Annotated in this window: 13 protein-coding genes; 11 read left to right on the forward strand and 2 right to left on the reverse strand. The window is 47.4% G+C overall.

What is annotated here, in order from left to right:
* Positions 1-99: 99 nt before the first annotated feature.
* From ABCW47_RS14170 to ABCW47_RS14190, 5 genes are read left to right on the forward strand one after another with little or no spacing between them, the layout of a single operon-like run.
* Positions 100-1,107 (forward strand): ABC transporter permease, encoded by a 1,008-nt coding sequence (locus ABCW47_RS14170; RefSeq protein ID WP_343210593.1) that lies wholly within the window; start codon positions 100-102, stop codon positions 1,105-1,107.
* Between the two features lie 20 nt (positions 1,108-1,127).
* Positions 1,128-1,760, forward strand: a complete 633-nt coding sequence (locus ABCW47_RS14175; protein WP_343210594.1) for an orotidine 5'-phosphate decarboxylase / HUMPS family protein — start codon at positions 1,128-1,130, stop codon at positions 1,758-1,760.
* 52 nt (positions 1,761-1,812) lie between these two features.
* Entirely contained in the window at positions 1,813-2,382 is a 570-nt protein-coding gene (locus ABCW47_RS14180; protein ID WP_343210595.1) for an SIS domain-containing protein, read from the forward strand.
* Positions 2,383-2,403: 21 nt separating this feature from the next.
* Positions 2,404-3,426, forward strand: a complete 1,023-nt coding sequence (locus ABCW47_RS14185; RefSeq protein WP_343210596.1) for a carbohydrate kinase family protein — start codon at positions 2,404-2,406, stop codon at positions 3,424-3,426.
* A 16-nt stretch (positions 3,427-3,442) separates the two neighbouring features.
* Positions 3,443-4,585: a mannitol dehydrogenase family protein gene (locus ABCW47_RS14190; protein ID WP_343210597.1), complete on the forward strand. Its 1,143-nt coding sequence runs from the start codon at positions 3,443-3,445 to the stop codon at positions 4,583-4,585.
* 75 nt (positions 4,586-4,660) lie between these two features.
* On the opposite strand, the gene ABCW47_RS14195 is transcribed toward ABCW47_RS14190, so the two are convergent.
* Both ABCW47_RS14195 and ABCW47_RS14200 read right to left on the reverse strand, forming a co-directional pair.
* The gene (locus ABCW47_RS14195) at positions 4,661-6,511 is read right to left on the reverse strand and encodes a SpoIID/LytB domain-containing protein (protein ID WP_343210598.1); all 1,851 of its coding nucleotides are present in this window, start codon (positions 6,509-6,511) and stop codon (positions 4,661-4,663) included.
* Positions 6,512-6,649: 138 nt separating this feature from the next.
* Positions 6,650-7,498 carry a YihY/virulence factor BrkB family protein gene (locus ABCW47_RS14200; RefSeq protein WP_343210599.1) on the reverse strand — a complete coding sequence of 283 codons (849 nt, stop codon included), beginning with the start codon at positions 7,496-7,498 and terminating at the stop codon, positions 6,650-6,652.
* A 697-nt stretch (positions 7,499-8,195) separates the two neighbouring features.
* Here ABCW47_RS14200 and pheS point away from each other — a divergent pair.
* The 6 genes from pheS to ABCW47_RS14230 form a co-directional block, all read left to right on the forward strand.
* Complete coding sequence (pheS, locus tag ABCW47_RS14205; RefSeq protein ID WP_343210600.1) at positions 8,196-9,215, forward strand: phenylalanine--tRNA ligase subunit alpha; 1,020 nt, start codon at positions 8,196-8,198, stop codon at positions 9,213-9,215.
* A 74-nt stretch (positions 9,216-9,289) separates the two neighbouring features.
* Positions 9,290-11,731 carry a phenylalanine--tRNA ligase subunit beta gene (gene pheT, locus ABCW47_RS14210; RefSeq protein ID WP_343210601.1) on the forward strand — a complete coding sequence of 814 codons (2,442 nt, stop codon included), beginning with the start codon at positions 9,290-9,292 and terminating at the stop codon, positions 11,729-11,731.
* Between the two features lie 2 nt (positions 11,732-11,733).
* The gene (locus tag ABCW47_RS14215; RefSeq protein WP_343210602.1) at positions 11,734-12,195 is read left to right on the forward strand and encodes a VanZ family protein; all 462 of its coding nucleotides are present in this window, start codon (positions 11,734-11,736) and stop codon (positions 12,193-12,195) included.
* Between the two features lie 456 nt (positions 12,196-12,651).
* Positions 12,652-13,473: a cell wall hydrolase gene (locus ABCW47_RS14220; RefSeq protein ID WP_343210603.1), complete on the forward strand. Its 822-nt coding sequence runs from the start codon at positions 12,652-12,654 to the stop codon at positions 13,471-13,473.
* Positions 13,474-13,852: 379 nt separating this feature from the next.
* Entirely contained in the window at positions 13,853-15,349 is a 1,497-nt protein-coding gene (thrC, locus tag ABCW47_RS14225; protein WP_343210604.1) for a threonine synthase, read from the forward strand.
* A gap of 507 nt (positions 15,350-15,856) precedes the next feature.
* Positions 15,857-16,603: Ig-like domain-containing protein (locus ABCW47_RS14230; protein WP_343210605.1), on the forward strand; the 747-nt coding region annotated here is incomplete at its 3' end.

Genomic DNA, 16,603 nt, shown 5'->3' on the forward strand with positions numbered 1-16,603 from the left:
GAAATTGTAAAAGAAGGAGATTGCGTACTGCCCATCTTCAGCCTTTTAACTGGGCGGTTGTCATCTGCCAAGGGGAACCTGTAAGCGGCCCGGCCGCAGATGGCATGCATTGGATATGAAATGAAGGAATTCTATCTAAAAATCAAAAACAGCAGTGCCTGGTCAAATTTAGGACCCATTGGCATATTTGCGGCGATATTTATACTCCTTTCCCTGTTTACGCCATCCTTTCGGAGTGCAGCTAATTTTACACAGATTCTGCTGTCGGCGGCGGTTTATATGATGCTGGCTATGGGCATGACATTTGTAATTATCGCGGGAGGCATAGATCTTTCGGTGGGCTCCATCGTAGGGTTAAGCGGAGGAGTCGTATTTATATTATTAACCACCTTTAAGATGAATCTGTGGCTGGCACTGCTGATCGGCGTGCTCTGCAGCGCCCTGTGCGGCCTCCTGAACGGTGCCGCTGTGACAAAGCTGGGCCTGATTCCCTTTATTGCCACGCTGGGCGGGCAGTGGGTATACAGGGGAATATTAAAGCTGTTAAATAACGGCGGGACGATTTCTATCCGGAATATTGCTCCGGAGGAGGCTGTGAGCAAGGTGTCATTTTTGGGAAGCGGGCGGCTTCTGGGGATACCAGTGCCGGTCTATGTTGTGGCATTCTTTGCCGTACTGCTGACTTTCCTGCTTAAGAGAACTACATACGGAAGAAGTGTTTATGCGATTGGGAGCAACAAAGAGGCCGCGGCCATGTCAGGAATCAATGTAAAACTGGTCACCCTCAAAACCTTTATTCTGGCAGGCATTATGGCAGGAATTGCCGGAATACTGCTGGCATCCAGAATGGTATCGGTACAGTCCTCTGCGGGGACTGGATATGAATTTGAAGGTATCTTTTCTGCTGTTGTGGGAGGAGTCAGCATGGCAGGCGGTGAGGGCAGCGTCCTGGGAGCAATTGTCGGGGCACTGATTGTAGCTACTCTGCGCAATGGCTTAAACCTGAACGGGATTAATTCGTTCTGGCAGCAGGTAATACTTGGAATTCTGATTATTGTTGTTGTATACGTGGATTCTCTGAAAACCAAAAAAAGAGCAAGTGTATAGAGGAAGGGGAGTAAGTTAAGATGAAATTACAGCTGGCATTGGACGATATTACCATGGAACAGGGGCTTAAAGTCGCGGAAGAGGTCAAAGACCTGATTGATATACTGGAGCTTGGAACGCCATTCTGCTACGCCAATCCCATCGGGGCAATCCGTATCTTTAAGGAAGCCCTGCAGGGAGTTAAGATTCTGGCGGACTATAAAATAATGGACGGCGGGTATGGGATCGCGAAAATGGCTTATGAAGCCGGAGCTGATCTTACCACCGTATCGGGCAGGACCTGGGATGATACGATCCGGCAGGCAATTTCAGCCGCCAGAGATTACGGAAAAGAAATCCTGGTGGACATGATGGGGGTACCAGATGATAAGATTGCGCAGAGGGGGGCGGAGCTGGATGAGATGGGCGCCGATTATATCTGCATACATCGGGCGGTATCGGTGGCTTCCAGCACCAGTCCGGAGGAACCGCTTAGAATACTGAGGGAAACGGTTTCCAGGACCAAAGTGGCAGTGGCGGGTGGCCTGAACTGTGAGACACTAAAAAAGGCCGTTTTGCATCGGCCGGATCTTGTGATTGTTGGATCATCTATAGCGAAGGCAGAAGATCCCAGAGCGGTGGTACTTGAAATGAAACAGATCATGCAGGGATAGGAAGGGACTTCACGAGAGCCTTGTTTTCCAATGCTGGGAATGGAGGGATAATATGAATGCAAGAGATGCCGCACTGGCAGAGTGGAACGCAATTTGTGAGATGATCGGGGGGATTGACCCGAATGAGACGGATAGCCTGGCACAGGAGATAAAAAAGGCCGGAAGGATTTTTATCGGAGGGGCGGGCCGCAGCCTGCTGTCCATGAAAGGCTTTGCCATGAGATTGATGCAGACCGGCCATGAGACTTATCTGGTCGGGGAAGTCTGTACGCCCAGTATTCAGCCTGGGGATCTGCTGATTGTGGGGTCCGGTTCTGGAAATACCCAGGTGACTTTGGACGTGGTACATAAAGCAAAACAGCATGGGGCCAGAACCGCGGTGCTTACCATGCATCCGGAGGCCAGAATTCCCCGGGCCTGCGATTGTGTTGTCGCGATCCCGCCGATTCCGGAGGTGAATAATCCAGAAGACCGGGCGGAGGTATTTATGAAGGGGAACTTGCAGGGCAATTTTTCAGAAGCCGCTTTAACACTGATTCTGGACGGTGTGGTTGCCTGCCGGATGGAGATGGATGGCCTCACCGGCGGGCTCATTCGGAAAAACCATGCCAATCTGGAATAATAATAGGAAAGGGAGTAGCAGATGACGGATGATAAATATTTGGATTTAGTTTCCATCGGCGACCTGATGCTGGACTTTACCTGTATCGGAGAGACCAAGCCGGGCATTCTGGCTTATGAAAGAAATCCGGGGGGAGCTCCGTCCAATGTGGCGTCGCAGCTGGCCAGACTAGGGGGGAAGGCCGGGCTGATCGCCACGGTTGGACCGGATGAACATGGGGAATATCTTTACAGGCTCGCCAAGGAAGAACTAAAGTTTGATGTAACCAATCTGGTGTTTTCACAGAACGTGGGTACGAAAATAGCGTTTGTCTATTTTAAGGAAGGAAACGACCGGTACTTTACCAATTATCTAAGTGCCAGGGCAGATCTGGATATTCGGGCAGATCGTCTGAACCTGGATCAGCTCAGGCACTGTAAGGTATTAAATTATACGCCTCTTTCCCATGAGAGGGGATATCCGATTTTTGAAACGGTAAAGCTTGTGGTGAAAGCGGCCAGGGAGGCCGGGGCTTTGATTGCCTATGATCCGAATTTCCGTTTTCCGTATGAAGATCCAGCCCGCAAGCAGCTGGTTGTGGACGCGATTGAGGAAGCTAATATCCTGAAGCTGACTTTGGAGGAACTGGATTATTTTCTGGGGGAAAGGGATCTGATGGCAGCTACGGATAAGCTGCTGGCGGGAAATGCCCGTATTATTGCGGTTACTATGGGGGCAGGCGGCTGTTTCCTGAGAAATAAGAGGGCTTTTACCTACCAGCCAACCTATGATGTAGACGTGATGGATACCACGGGAGCAGGGGATTCCTACATGGGCTCTCTAATTTATGCCATTACAAGAGAGGGTGTTGATATTGACAGCATTGGGGAGGAAGAACTGATCCGGATCGCCCGGTTCTGCAATGCGTGTTCCTCCGCCTCAACAATGAACAGAGGATCGCTTCTGGTTATGCCGGACAGGGAGAAGGTAAGCAAAATTATGGGTGGAGTACCACTCATGACGACAACACTGCAGAGCGTGCTGGAATGCTATGACGGGAAATAGAAGGGAAGGACATGATATGAATTCAATATTAATTGTGGGCGCTGGAAAAGAAGGAAAGGGATTTCTGGGTGAAACCTATACATTGTATGGCTGGAAGGTGAGCTTTCTGGATAAGGACCCCAGGGTGGTGGATGCCTTGAAGGGCGGAAGCTACCAGGTTACGGTCTATCAGGAGGATGGAACCTTTGTCCGGACAGTAACCGGGTATGACGCCTATCTGACCGATGAAAAATATGAATGTATGGACGCTGTCGTCAACGCGGATGTCATTGCCCTGGCGCTATACCCGGAGGATATTCCGGAAGCCGCGGCCTATCTGGGAAAGGGGCTTACAAAGCGCGCCGAACAAAATGGAAAAAAGGTCACAATTATTTCCTGCACGAACAAGAATCATATTATTTCTGATATCGGGGAATGGTTTGAAAATGGCCTGGAGCAGGAAGATGCGAAGGTGTGGTTCCGTGAAAATGCCGCTGTGCGGGATGCGATCGTAAGGCGGAGTACAAACGCCGAGAATCCGTGGTCCCTTGAACTGGTAACACAGGCGGTTGCCACACTGCTGATTCAGCAGCCTGTGTACGCCGACTTAAGCGGCCTGCGCTGGATGGAATTGAGGGATAGCCTGGAACAGCTGAAAGATATCAAAATATACACATACAATGCGCCCCACGCCACCTGTGCATATGCCGGATACCAGAAGGGATATACTCATATCAACGAATCAGCAGCTGATCCGGACATTGCTGAGCTGATGCATCAGGTACTGACAGAGGCAATTAAGGGATTGAGCCGGGAATTCGGAGTGCCGGAGGCTGAAATCTGGGATTTTTGTACGCTGCCGCAGACGAAAGAAGCCATGGACGATTCCATCTTCCGGGTTGCGAAAGATCCGGTGAGAAAGCTTGGCCGGAATGACCGGCTGACCGGCAACGCCCTGTTCTGCCTCAAACACGGGATTGATCCCCAGGCGCTGATTCTGTCCATTGCAAACGGGATGGCCTATGACGAACCGAAAGATGAAAAAGCGATGGAAATTCAGGACTGCATCCGGGAACTGGGAATTGAGGCAGCCGTGGCCAAAGTATGCGGCCTGCCGAACGATCATGAAATTGTCCGGCGTGTAGCAAGACGTTACAATGAAATGATGGAAAAATCATAAGAAGTGCCGCAGTAAAAGATTCCGCCTGGCAGAGCGTGCAAATGTTATAAATCCTGCTCTGTCAGGCATCTCCTCTTATTTTCTTACAGTCTGTATCTGGCTTCCTTCATAGAAGAAGCCCAGAATTTCATCATAAGTTTTACCCTGGGAGGCCATGGTTTTGGCTCCGGTCTGGCTCATACCCACACCGTGGCCATAGCCGCCTCCCTCTATTTTTACTCCCTTTTTCTCATTCTCAATGGTGATAAAAGCGCTGGGAAGCAGCGTGAGTGTAGATACCTTGCTCTTATCCTTCCGGATGATGGGTTCCGACCCCGGCGCAAGGAAGGTGCGGATATTATATTCGCTGGCTACACGAATGGTTTCCTTTGAACCCGTAATCTCAATCATTGTCACGATGCCGCTGTCCTGCCGTTTGACCACTTCGACCTTTTTAACCGTTCCGATCGAAGAAACCGGTTTGCTTTCATATTTACCTCTGGATGTCTGCACCTGTATCAAAGAGGGGCTTGCCTTATAGCGGGAGGCGAGAGAATTCTCCAGATTTTTCTGAATATCCTTATAGGAAACCTCTGCCTGCCAGCGGTACCATGGAAACTCGCTGTCGTAAGTCTCCAATGTGTCATCAGAGAGAAACTCAGCGAATTTCTTATCATCCGATAGAATCTCACAGGAAGTATCTTCATCTTCACACAGCAGCCGTCCGGTCAGATAGTCATTATTACCATTAAACCAGACTTCGTCGCAGGAAGCACCATGGCCGCAGGAGGTGGCATAGTAGTAGGCGGGCACGACAGAGCCATCGTAAGTCAGAACCTGCCCGGCTGTTTCATTCACAGCCTGGATAGCCAGTTTATCGGAGCCCTGGTTGTTGTATACCTGGTAAGATGTGCTGTCGTCCACGTGGGCGCCGTAGGCGGCCAGATCGGTGCCGCCAAGATGCATAAGGGCATAGCTTCTGGCACAGACGGCCTGGGCTTTTAATGCTTCCAGACCATAGGAAGAGGGCATCTCGCTGGGCAGGACTGCAGCCAGATAATCTTCCAGGGATAGTTCATTAATCAGATACAGCCCTTTTTCATCATCGGTCAAGGCAATTTCCAAAGTTCCCTGATAGGCGGGGATACCGTTCCGGTCATGGGAAAGGACAGAAATCGTACCGCTGCCCTCCGGCACGAGGGACAGCCTGCCATCGGAAAGGTATTTGCTGCCCGGCTTGATCGTGATGGTTTTTCCTTTTTTATATGATTTCTTTTTGTCATCACCATAATTCAGTGTGACGGGGCAATTTGCTTTAACTTTGATTTCTTTATGTACAATTCCAGTAAAACCTGTGGTTTTTAACAGAACCCGGATCGTTTCCGGTATATACTTTTCACGAAGCAGGGCTGCCTGCAGTTCATTGTTTCCGGCCACAAATTCCGTTTCTGAGCCAATTGGGATCTGTATCGGATTTAATTTACCCACCGTATCATCCGTCAGATCGTAGACGGCAAAATTACTGTCCAGTTTTAATTTGCCATAGTGTTCCAGTTCAATATAAGAATCGGTAATGGTGAGGACTTTGTCCTTGATGGTATCCGGTTTTAAGACTATTTTATGTATTGTGTCCTGTTCTGCGGTAAGATCTGCCAGGATACCACCTTCCGGAATTTCAAAGGTATTATAAATAGAAAAGGTCTTAAATTCCGCCCCGCCGTCGATGGGGCAGAGCGCTGTGAGCGTAAGATCTTCCTCGGAAAGACCGGTAATCCATACATTATGATAACTTCCATCTTCCTGCCTTGGAATCTCGTCCGTATTTTGTTCCTCGGAAGGGGGAGACGGCGTATCCGTATTCAGTTGTTTGATCACACGAAAGGAGAGCAGCCCCAGAAAGAGAACCAGAGCACATAGAAGCAATACCAGCTTGTATTTTATTTTCATAAAGAAATCCTCCCTGCTGTTCCGGCTGATCTTCCGGCCGGCAAAATGGACCAGAGACCTGATATAAGAGCTGCAACACAAACTATGTGTATAAGCCAAGCCTTATGCCTCTTATAACCTATGAACAGAGGAGGATATTTAGACGTTCGTTTTCAGTTTATCCGCATTGGCAGTAAGCCAGGCATTAAATTCTGCGCCTACAAACAAAATATAAATACAGATGTAAAGCCAGAGCATCAGCAGCACGACGGAGGTCAGGCTCCCGTACGCGGTAGGGGAGCTGAGCTTTTCAATATAGAAGGAATACAGATAGGAAAAACCAAACCATCCCACAGAGGCCAGCAGCGCGCCGGGAATCTCTCTGCGAATCTTGGTCTTGCGGCTGGGAATGACCACGTAAATTGCGATAAAGAAGAGAAACATAAGCAAAAAGGAACCGCCCACCCGGAGCAGCACCGTAGGAAGTACATAGGATGAAAGCCAGGGCAGATTTGACACCAGCCAGGCGTAGAGCGTATTTCCAAACAGCAGCAATACGGAAAGAATAACCATAAGCAGCGCCAGAATCAGCGCATAGCAGGCGCTTAAGATTCGGAGCAGGAAATAATTTCTGGTTTCACGCTTGCCGTATACCGTATTGAGCCCCCTGATTATGGCCAGAAAACCGGTAGAACCGGATACCAGAGTGGTGATAACGGTGATTGACAATATGGTAGAATTGGAAGTAATGGCAGAGCGGTAAACTTCCTGAATTATTTGTGTTACCTGTGTATCCACGTTTGCAGGAAGTATATTAGCTGCCATCTCCAGCAATTGCATCTCTGTGACCGGAAGATAGCGGAACAGCGTCATCAGAAACATAGCAAAAGGGAAAAAGGAAATGATAATAAAAAGGGTAGTCTGTGCCGAATAAGCGGACACACTGTCATCCCTCATTTTTAAGCAAAAGCTTCGAATCAGCTTGTAGAGCCATTTTACGATCTTCATAATTTCCAGTTCCCTTCCAATAGTTTAATCTATAGTATATGCAATATGACGTCTGGAAGCAAGCATTACGGCCTAAAATCTCCGGTTTTGCGCGCATGACTTGACAAGACGGCAAAATGTGTTAGAATGAAAAACAGTTTATAGTAAAAAGCTGTGAAGGTATTATCCGCCCAGGCGGATGTTAAGCTGTTACTTTCTTACAGAGAGAGAAGCCCATCGGCTGCAAGGCTTCTTAAGTTCCTGTAACGGCCCAGTTTCATACCGGAGCTGCATTTCTGAATGGCTGAAACAGTTCTCTTTCATATTATGAGTGAGACAAAATGTTTTATGCAGGTAGGATTTGACGGGTGATGTACGTTATGACATTAAGAGTGTCTGTGTTCTTTGCAGGAATCAGGGTGGTACCGCGGAAAACTTCCGTCCCTTGGTCCGGATGGGGGTGCAGACAGAAATGTGATTATGACTCCATACCAGCGTATGGAGTTTTTTTATTACATAGGAAAGTTCTCCAAACTTTCCTATGTAATAAAAAATATTCTATGCGCAATCGCGTAAGAGGAGAACGTCAGCGAAGCTGACTACGCTCGGCGCGCAAAGCGTGCAAGCCCCTCAAGATTGAGGGGTTAGGGGAGCTTAAGTGGGCTTGCCCACTTTGGTGTTCATTGAAATCGAACAGGATGAAAGAAAGGAAAACGTCATGAAGGAAAAATTACAGGGAATCATGGATGAGGCGTTAAAGCAGATCAGTGCCTCAGAACATTTGGAAAAGCTGAATGAGATCAGAGTGGCCTTCTTGGGAAAGAAAGGTGAGCTGACCTCAGTATTGAAGTCCATGAAGGAGGTGCCGCCGGAAGAACGCCCTGCTGTTGGACAGATGGTAAACGATGCCAGAACGGCGATCGAGGCGAAATTAGAAGAAAAGAAAGCGGCATTTGCCAAAGCTCTCAGGGAAGAACAGATTAAAAATGAAACCATAGATGTGACTCTGCCGGCGAAAAAACCGATGGTGGGCCACCGCCATCCTAACACGATCGCTCTGGAGGAAGTGGAGCGGATCTTCGTTGGTATGGGTTATGAAGTAGTTGAGGGGCCGGAAGTGGAGTACGATTATTATAACTTCGAGGCACTGAACATTCCTGCCAACCATCCGGCGAAGGATGAGCAGGATACCTTCTATATTAATGACAAGATTGTACTCCGGACCCAGACCTCACCGGTGCAGGTGCGTATGATGGAAAAAGGCAGATTGCCGATTCGTATGATTGCACCCGGACGGGTATTCCGTTCGGATGAAGTGGATGCGACACACTCCCCGTCCTTCCATCAGATCGAAGGACTTGTGGTTGATAAGAAGATCACATTTGCCGATCTGAAGGGTACACTGGCTGAATTTGCGCGCGAGCTGTTCGGAGAGGATACAAAGGTGAAATTCAGACCCCATCATTTCCCGTTCACAGAGCCCAGTGCGGAGATGGATGTAACCTGCTTCAAATGCGGCGGGAAGGGCTGCCGTTTCTGTAAGGGTTCCGGCTGGATTGAGATTTTGGGCTGCGGTATGGTGCACCCGAGAGTGCTTAAGATGAGCGGAATTGATCCCGATGAATATTCCGGTTTCGCTTTCGGCGTGGGACTGGAACGAATTGCATTGTTAAAATATGAAATCGACGACATGAGACTGCTCTATGAGAATGATGTGAGATTCTTAAAACAGTTTTAATGGCACAGCAATGTGGAACGATGTTCTGAAAAGGACAGGAAGATTGGGAACGAATTCAGAAAGGAACGAATATTATGAATACACCATTATCATGGATTAAAGCATATGTACCAGATCTTGACGTCACCGAACAGGAATATACGGATGCGATGACACTGAGCGGGACAAAAGTAGAAGGATACGAAAAGCTGGATGCGGATCTGGATAACATTATTGTTGGAAAAATAGTAAAGATAGAGAAACATCCCGACGCGGATAAACTGATCATCTGCCAGGTGCAGATCAGTGAAGAGGGAGAGAACGTTCAGATCGTCACAGGAGCTCCTAATGTGAGTGAAGGAGATCTGGTACCGGTTGTATTAGACGGCGGCAGAGTGGCTGGAAGCCATCATGACGGCGGCGCCACGCCTGGCGGAATCAAGATTAAAAAGGGTAAACTGCGGGGTGTAGAGTCTTATGGCATGATGTGCTCGATTGATGAGCTGGGCTCCAGCACGGATATGTATCCGGACGCCGCTGCGGACGGTATCTATATTTTGAGCAACAATCCGGAATATAAAAACGCTGAGATTGGTTCTGATGCCGTTGAACTTCTGGGGCTGCATGACGCGGTATTTGAATATGAAGTTACTTCAAACCGTGTAGACTGCTTCGGCGTGCTGGGTATCGCAAGGGAAGCTGCCGCTACTTTTGGAAAGAAATTCGTCCCGCCGGTGGTAACACCAACCGGTAACAGTGAGAATACATCGGACTATATTTCTGTGGAGGTGGAGGATCAGGACCTTTGCCCCAGATATGTGGCAAGAGTTGTGAAAAATATTAAGCTGGCACCCTCTCCGGAGTGGATGCAGAGACGGCTTGCGGCCTGCGGTATCCGTCCGATCAACAATATCGTAGATATCACCAATTATGTAATGGAAGAATACTCTCAGCCAATGCATGCCTATGATCTGGATCAGATTGCCGGGAAAAAGATCATCGTCCGAAGAGCAAAGGATGGAGAGGAATTCCAGACGCTGGACGGTCAGCTGAGAAAAGTCGATTCTTCTATTCTGATGATCTGTGATGGGGAGAAACCGGTGGGAATTGCCGGTATTATGGGCGGCGAGAATTCTAAGATTACCGATGACGTGCACACGATGCTGTTCGAGGCAGCTTGTTTCGACGGCACAAATATCCGTCTCTCCGGCAAAAAGCTGGGTATGAGAACGGATGCAGCGGCTAAATTTGAAAAAGGCCTTGATCCCAACACGGCAAAAGAAGCCATTGACCGGGCCTGCCAGCTGATTACCATGCTTGGCGCCGGCGAAGTGGTGGGAGGCTGCGTGGATATTTATCCGGAAGTCAGACAGCCTAAGAGAATTCCATTTGACGCGGAGCGCATTAACCGGCTGCTGGGCACGGAGATTGATGCGGATACAATGATTGGCTATTTTGAAAAAATAGATCTTTCCTACGATCAGACGGCTAATGAAGTAGTGGTGCCTACCTGGAGACAGGACCTGGAGTGTCTGGCGGATCTGGCGGAGGAAGTAGCCCGCTTCTATGGCTATGATAAGATACCGACTACCCTGCCTACAGGGGAAGCGACGACCGGTAAACTCTCCTTTAAGCTGAGAGTGGAGGGGATTGCCAGAAATGTGGCGGAGCAGTTCGGTTTCAGCGAGGGCTTCAGCTATTCCTTTGAGAGCCCGAAGGTGTTCGATAAGCTGTTCATTCCTGAGGATGATAAATTGCGTCAGACCGTAACGATTTCTAACCCTCTGGGCGAGGATTTCAGTATTATGAGAACACTGCCTTTAAATGGAATGTTAACCAGCCTTTCTACTAATTATAATAGAAGAAACAAAAATGTAAGATTATATGAAATTGGAAATGTTTATTATCCAAAAGCACTTCCTGTCACAGAGCTTCCGGAAGAGAGGATTCAGCTGACCTTCGGTATGTACGGAGAAGGAGATTTCTTTGACATGAAGGGTGTGGTTGAAGAGCTTCTGGAAAAAATCGGTATGTATCAGCTGGTTTCTTATGATCCTGAGGCAGGGAAACCGTTCCTGCATCCGGGACGTCAGGCAAATATGCTCTACGATGGAACAGTAATCGGCTATCTGGGTGAAGTTCATCCGGATGTGCTGGACAATTACAGCATCGGTGAGAAAGCATATGTGGCGGTGTTGGATATGCCGGAGCTGGTAAGCCGTGCAACCTTTGACCGGAAATATGAAGGAATCGCCAAATTCCCGGCGGTAACCCGTGACCTAAGCATGGTTATGAAGAAAGAAATCCTGGTTGGACAGGTGGAACAGATCATCCGTGACTGCGGCGGCGCACTTCTGGAGCATCTGGAGCTGTTCGATGTTTATGAGGGCGCGCAGATTAGGGCAGGTCATAAGTCGGTTGCCTATTCCATCAGCTTCCGGGCAAAAGACCGGACGCTGGAAGAAAAAGAAATCAGCGGCATCATGGCTAACATCCTTTCCGGACTGGAAAAACTGGGCATTGAATTGAGGCAGTAATTGTGGTAGTGACAAAAAAGCAAAAGACTTTTGTGCGAAATGTAATAACGGTAGCCTTTATTCTCTATCTGGCGGGAATGATCTACTTCCTGTTTTTCAGCGAGCGGTACGGAAGGCTGAATCTGGAAGAGGAATACCGGTACAACCTGCATTTATTTAATGAGATTAAACGCTATATTCAATATAAGGAACTGCTGGGACCAGAATATTTCATTATTAATATATTCGGAAATATTCTTGCTTTCGCGCCCTTTGGGTTTATGGTGCCGGTGATCAATGCCAGGTATGGGAAATTTATTGATGTATTTGTCTTGAGCTTCCTGCTTACCCTTACCATTGAGACCATGCAGCTCTTATTGAAGGTAGGCGTATTCGATGTAGACGACCTGTTTATGAATACGCTGGGCGGCCTGCTGGGGTACGGGGTCTACCGGTTCTGTAAATGGATGATGAGAAAGAAATAGAGTATCAAGGATAGAAAGACGGAGCCGCAGGCTCCGTCTTTCTGTTTGTCAGGTCAAAGGGCCTGCTTCATCCTGTCGAGAGGAAAGTCGAACCATGTCACTATTTATATAGAAGAAACTCCGTTTTTTAGCTGGCTGAATTGCACAAACGTACAATTTTATCCCTTCGCGTAATAATTTCGTAAAAACTTGTAAAAAATATTTAATAAAATTGTCTAAAATATGCAGAACAAATGTTCTTAATTTTCCTATATATTGCATAAGGATTTCCTGGTTTCTGTGACTATCTTTGTATATTCTGTGAAATACGGGGAAAAATCAAATAAAAGACCATTGGTGAAAGCACCAAAGTTCGTCTTTTCGCATTGACAAATAGCAGGAAGTTAGTGCTATAATGATGCGACTCACAGACAAGTGGGAGAAAAGTTGCAAAAAATAAGGAAAAGAGGACGTATTATGCAGAAAACACACATGTTTCTTCGCGAAAATGGAGAGCAAAAGAAATTTCCGTTTCGTGCAGTAGCAGCGTGCACCGCATTTGCCATGTTTGCACTTGCGTTTGTGACGGATTCTCCGGTCAGCGGAGCGGTTCATGCACAGGCGGCTGCCTATTATACAGAAGAGACTTTGCTGGATGCACGGATACAGGCCGAAGAGATTTTTGATGAAGTAAAGAAAAATTTTGATCCGACAAAGACAACCCAGATGAAAGCGCAGGAAGAAATAGAGCGGCAGGAAAGAATCAAGAAGAATGAACTGATCGCCGCAAGAACAATGGCATTAAAAGATGCAATGCTTCAGGAGCAGGAAGCTGCCGAGTATGAAGCAAAGGCGCAGAAGATATACGAAGAGCAGATGGAGCTCATCGAAAAGGAAAGAGAAAAAGCAGAAGCAATGGCGGCCGGAAGAGTCTGGCTGGAAAAAGATGAAATCAGGCTCCTGGAACGTCTGGTTCAGGCGGAAGCAGGGGGCGAGAGCTATGAGGGCAAGATGCTGGTGGCCAACGTGGTATTAAACCGGGTGGAGAGCAGCAAATTCCCCAATACAGTAACAAAAGTCATTTATCAAAAATCTCAGTTTACACCGGCCAGCACCGGTAAGATCAACCGTGTGAAAGTCAGCAAGGAAACCAAAGCTGCAGTGGCAGAAGTGTTAAACGGCAAAGATAATTCCGGCGGCGCACTGTATTTTGTAGCCAAACGGTATTGTAATGCATCCTGGTTTGACCGGGCGCTGACCTGGCTGTTCAAAGTAGGAAACCACGATTTTTACAAATAAGATCAGAGTGTTCCAAGCACCGTTCTGACACTCTAATCAAAATAAAAGCATAGAAATGCGGGTCCGTATTCCGAAGGGGATACGGGCCTTTTTCGTTGCAACAAGACAGTTCGCGAAGCACACCGGCGCTTGTTGCGCGGTACATAATGGGAAAATGCTGTAAAATAGCGGTTTTATAGCCATAAGTGAAATCATTCCTGAAATGTGGAAAACATCCGACAGACGGATTTGCAGGGAGAATGTGGATAAATTTATTTTTCCTGTTGTATAAAAATTTATGGCATGCTATACTATCTCCAAGCAGAAAGACATGTTTTCTGCCTGTATTTTACGGAATTTGCGCAGCGGGACAGGGGCTGCACGGGAGGAAATGATCAAAATGAATCTGTTATACCACAGTACAAGGAATAACAACACAACTGTTACCGCCTCACAGGCAATCCTTAAGGGCCTGGCCGATGATGGCGGTTTATTTGTACCCGAAACCATCCCCGCACTGGATGTTTCCCTTGAGAAACTGGCGGAGATGAACTATAAAGAGATCGCCTATGAGGTTATGAAGCTCTATCTGACGGACTTTACGGAAGAAGAGTTAAAGGCCTGTATTGAGAAGGCTTATGACAGCAAGTTTGATACTGCTGAGATTGCGCCGCTGACAGAGGCGGACGGAGCTTACTACCTGGAACTATACCATGGAGCGACGATTGCGTTTAAAGATATGGCGTTATCCATTCTGCCCCATCTTTTAACCGTATCTGCAAGAAAGAATCAGGTTAAGAATGATATTGTAATCCTGACCGCAACTTCAGGTGATACCGGAAAGGCCGCACTAGCAGGCTTTGCAGACGTGGAAGGCACGAAGATCATTGTCTTCTATCCGAAACATGGCGTCAGCCCGGTACAGGAGAAGCAGATGGTAACCCAGAAGGGTGAGAATACCTTCGTGGTCGGTATCACCGGTAACTTCGACGACGCCCAGAGCGGTGTGAAAGCCATGTTCGGTAACAAAGAGCTGGCAGCCCGTATGGAGAGCGCAGGATATCAGTTCTCATCCGCCAACTCCATCAATATCGGCCGCCTGGTGCCTCAGGTTGTTTATTATGTCTATGCCTATGCGCAGATGGTAAAACGGGGAGAGATTAAGGCAGGGGAGGCCATTAACGTGACAGTGCCCACCGGGAATTTCGGAAATATCCTGGCTGCCTACTTTGCAAAGCTTATGGGATTGCCCATTGACAAGCTGATCTGTGCTTCCAACGTAAATAAAGTGCTGTTCGACTTCTTCGAGACCGGCGTGTATGACCGGAACCGGGAGTTTGTCTTAACCAGTTCACCCTCCATGGATATCCTGATATCCAGTAACCTGGAGCGGCTGATCTACATGATCGCGGGAAGAGATGCAGAAAAGAACAGTGAACTGATGAAAGAACTTGGTTCTACAGGTGTCTACCGCATCACCAGCGGCATGAGAGAGGCCCTGAAGGACTTTGTGGGCGGCTATTCCGACGAGGAAGAGACCGCAGCGGCCATCCGGAGAGTATTCGAGGGCTCACACTATGTGATCGATACCCATACGGCAGTAGCATCTGATGTGTACCATCGCTATAAAGAGTCGGCAGGGGATACCCGCAAGACGGTGATCGCCTCCACGGCCAGTCCATATAAATTCGCCAGAAGTGTCATGAAAGCGATTGATCCGGAATATGATTCCATGACTGATTTCCAGCTGATCGACAAACTGTGCGAGATGTCCGGTGTAAAGATTCCGCCGGCAATCGAAGAAATCCGTACCGCACCGGTACTTCATAAGACCGTATGCGAGACGGAGCAGATGCAGAGGGAAGTAGAGCATTTCCTGAAGCTTTCGGACAAATGATGCCTGACCGAAAATTACAGCTTATTGTGTGGTTACAGGCCGGATATCGGGCATAAGCCAGATAAGTGTCTTAAGTTTGTAAAATATTTAAAAAAAAGGCAAAATTTGTTCCTGAAAAAAGCCAATCATGACAAGTGGTTGCCATACTTTTGTCACAAACAAGGTGCATTATAAAGGCAACCAAGATACAGAACGTCATGTGGCTGTTGTGTATCGGCGTTAATATAATCCAAAATAACGGGTGTGAGACAGACGGAAAACCGGACATTCGGAGCAGGAGGGGAACCCCTGAAAGTCCCGTAAATAAAGGCTTTCCGGAATATCTTAAGATTATTTAAATATCCGGTCCAAATGAGGCTAACTACTTGACCTTTTGACTGAATATTGTTATAATCAACTTGTTATTGGGCGATTATATTTCGTATTGGATAGTCCTGCTCCACTTCAGGACTTTCCTTTATGGTAAATATAATACCAAACCATATCTTATAAGGAGGAAGAAAAAAGATGAAGAATTTCTTTAAGAAATTAGCATTCGTCCTTGCACTGGTTATGATCGTAACTGTTGCGGCTCCTGCTGCTGCAAACAAATCCGATGCTGCCGCTGCTCAGAAGCTGAATGCTACATCAAAAACTCTTGATGTCGGAAACAAGAATTCCGGAAAATATGATTTTAACATCAAGAACAAAGTGGCTGGTTCCAAATATTCATGGACTTCCAGCAACAAGAAAGTTGCAACTGTAAACAAGAGTGGTGTTGTTACCGCTGTTGCTCCTGGTAAAGCTACAATCTCTGTAAAGATTACTTTACCGAACAAGACAACTAAGACCTTAAAAGCTACTGTTACTGTTAGACAGGATGCTTCCAAAGTTGCTATCAAAACTTCCAAGTTTGATACTGCTAATATGGTCGTTGGCGGTTCCTACGATTTCGATCGTACCATGACTCCTAAGGTTTCTACTAACAAAACCTACTGGACCGTTACCAAATTAGCCGCTGATGCGAAAGATAACAAAGTTATCGCTAACACTCAGAAGGGTTCTGGCAAAGATATCATGAACTCCAACGGCGTTTTCACTCCTGCTGAAGCTGGTCAGTATGAAATTATGGCTCAGTGTCTCCGTGGTAAAAATGCCGAGTATGTTCGTGCTTCCGCTACTTTAAAGGTTGAGGTTAAAGAAAACTTCGGCGCGAAACAGACTGGTTACAAAACTATCGAAGTTGTTGGTACCAATCTTGATGCTGATAAGATC

It is taken from the genome of Anaerolentibacter hominis, assembly GCF_032380675.1.
Classification (GTDB): Bacteria; Bacillota; Clostridia; order Lachnospirales; family Lachnospiraceae; genus Anaerolentibacter; species Anaerolentibacter hominis.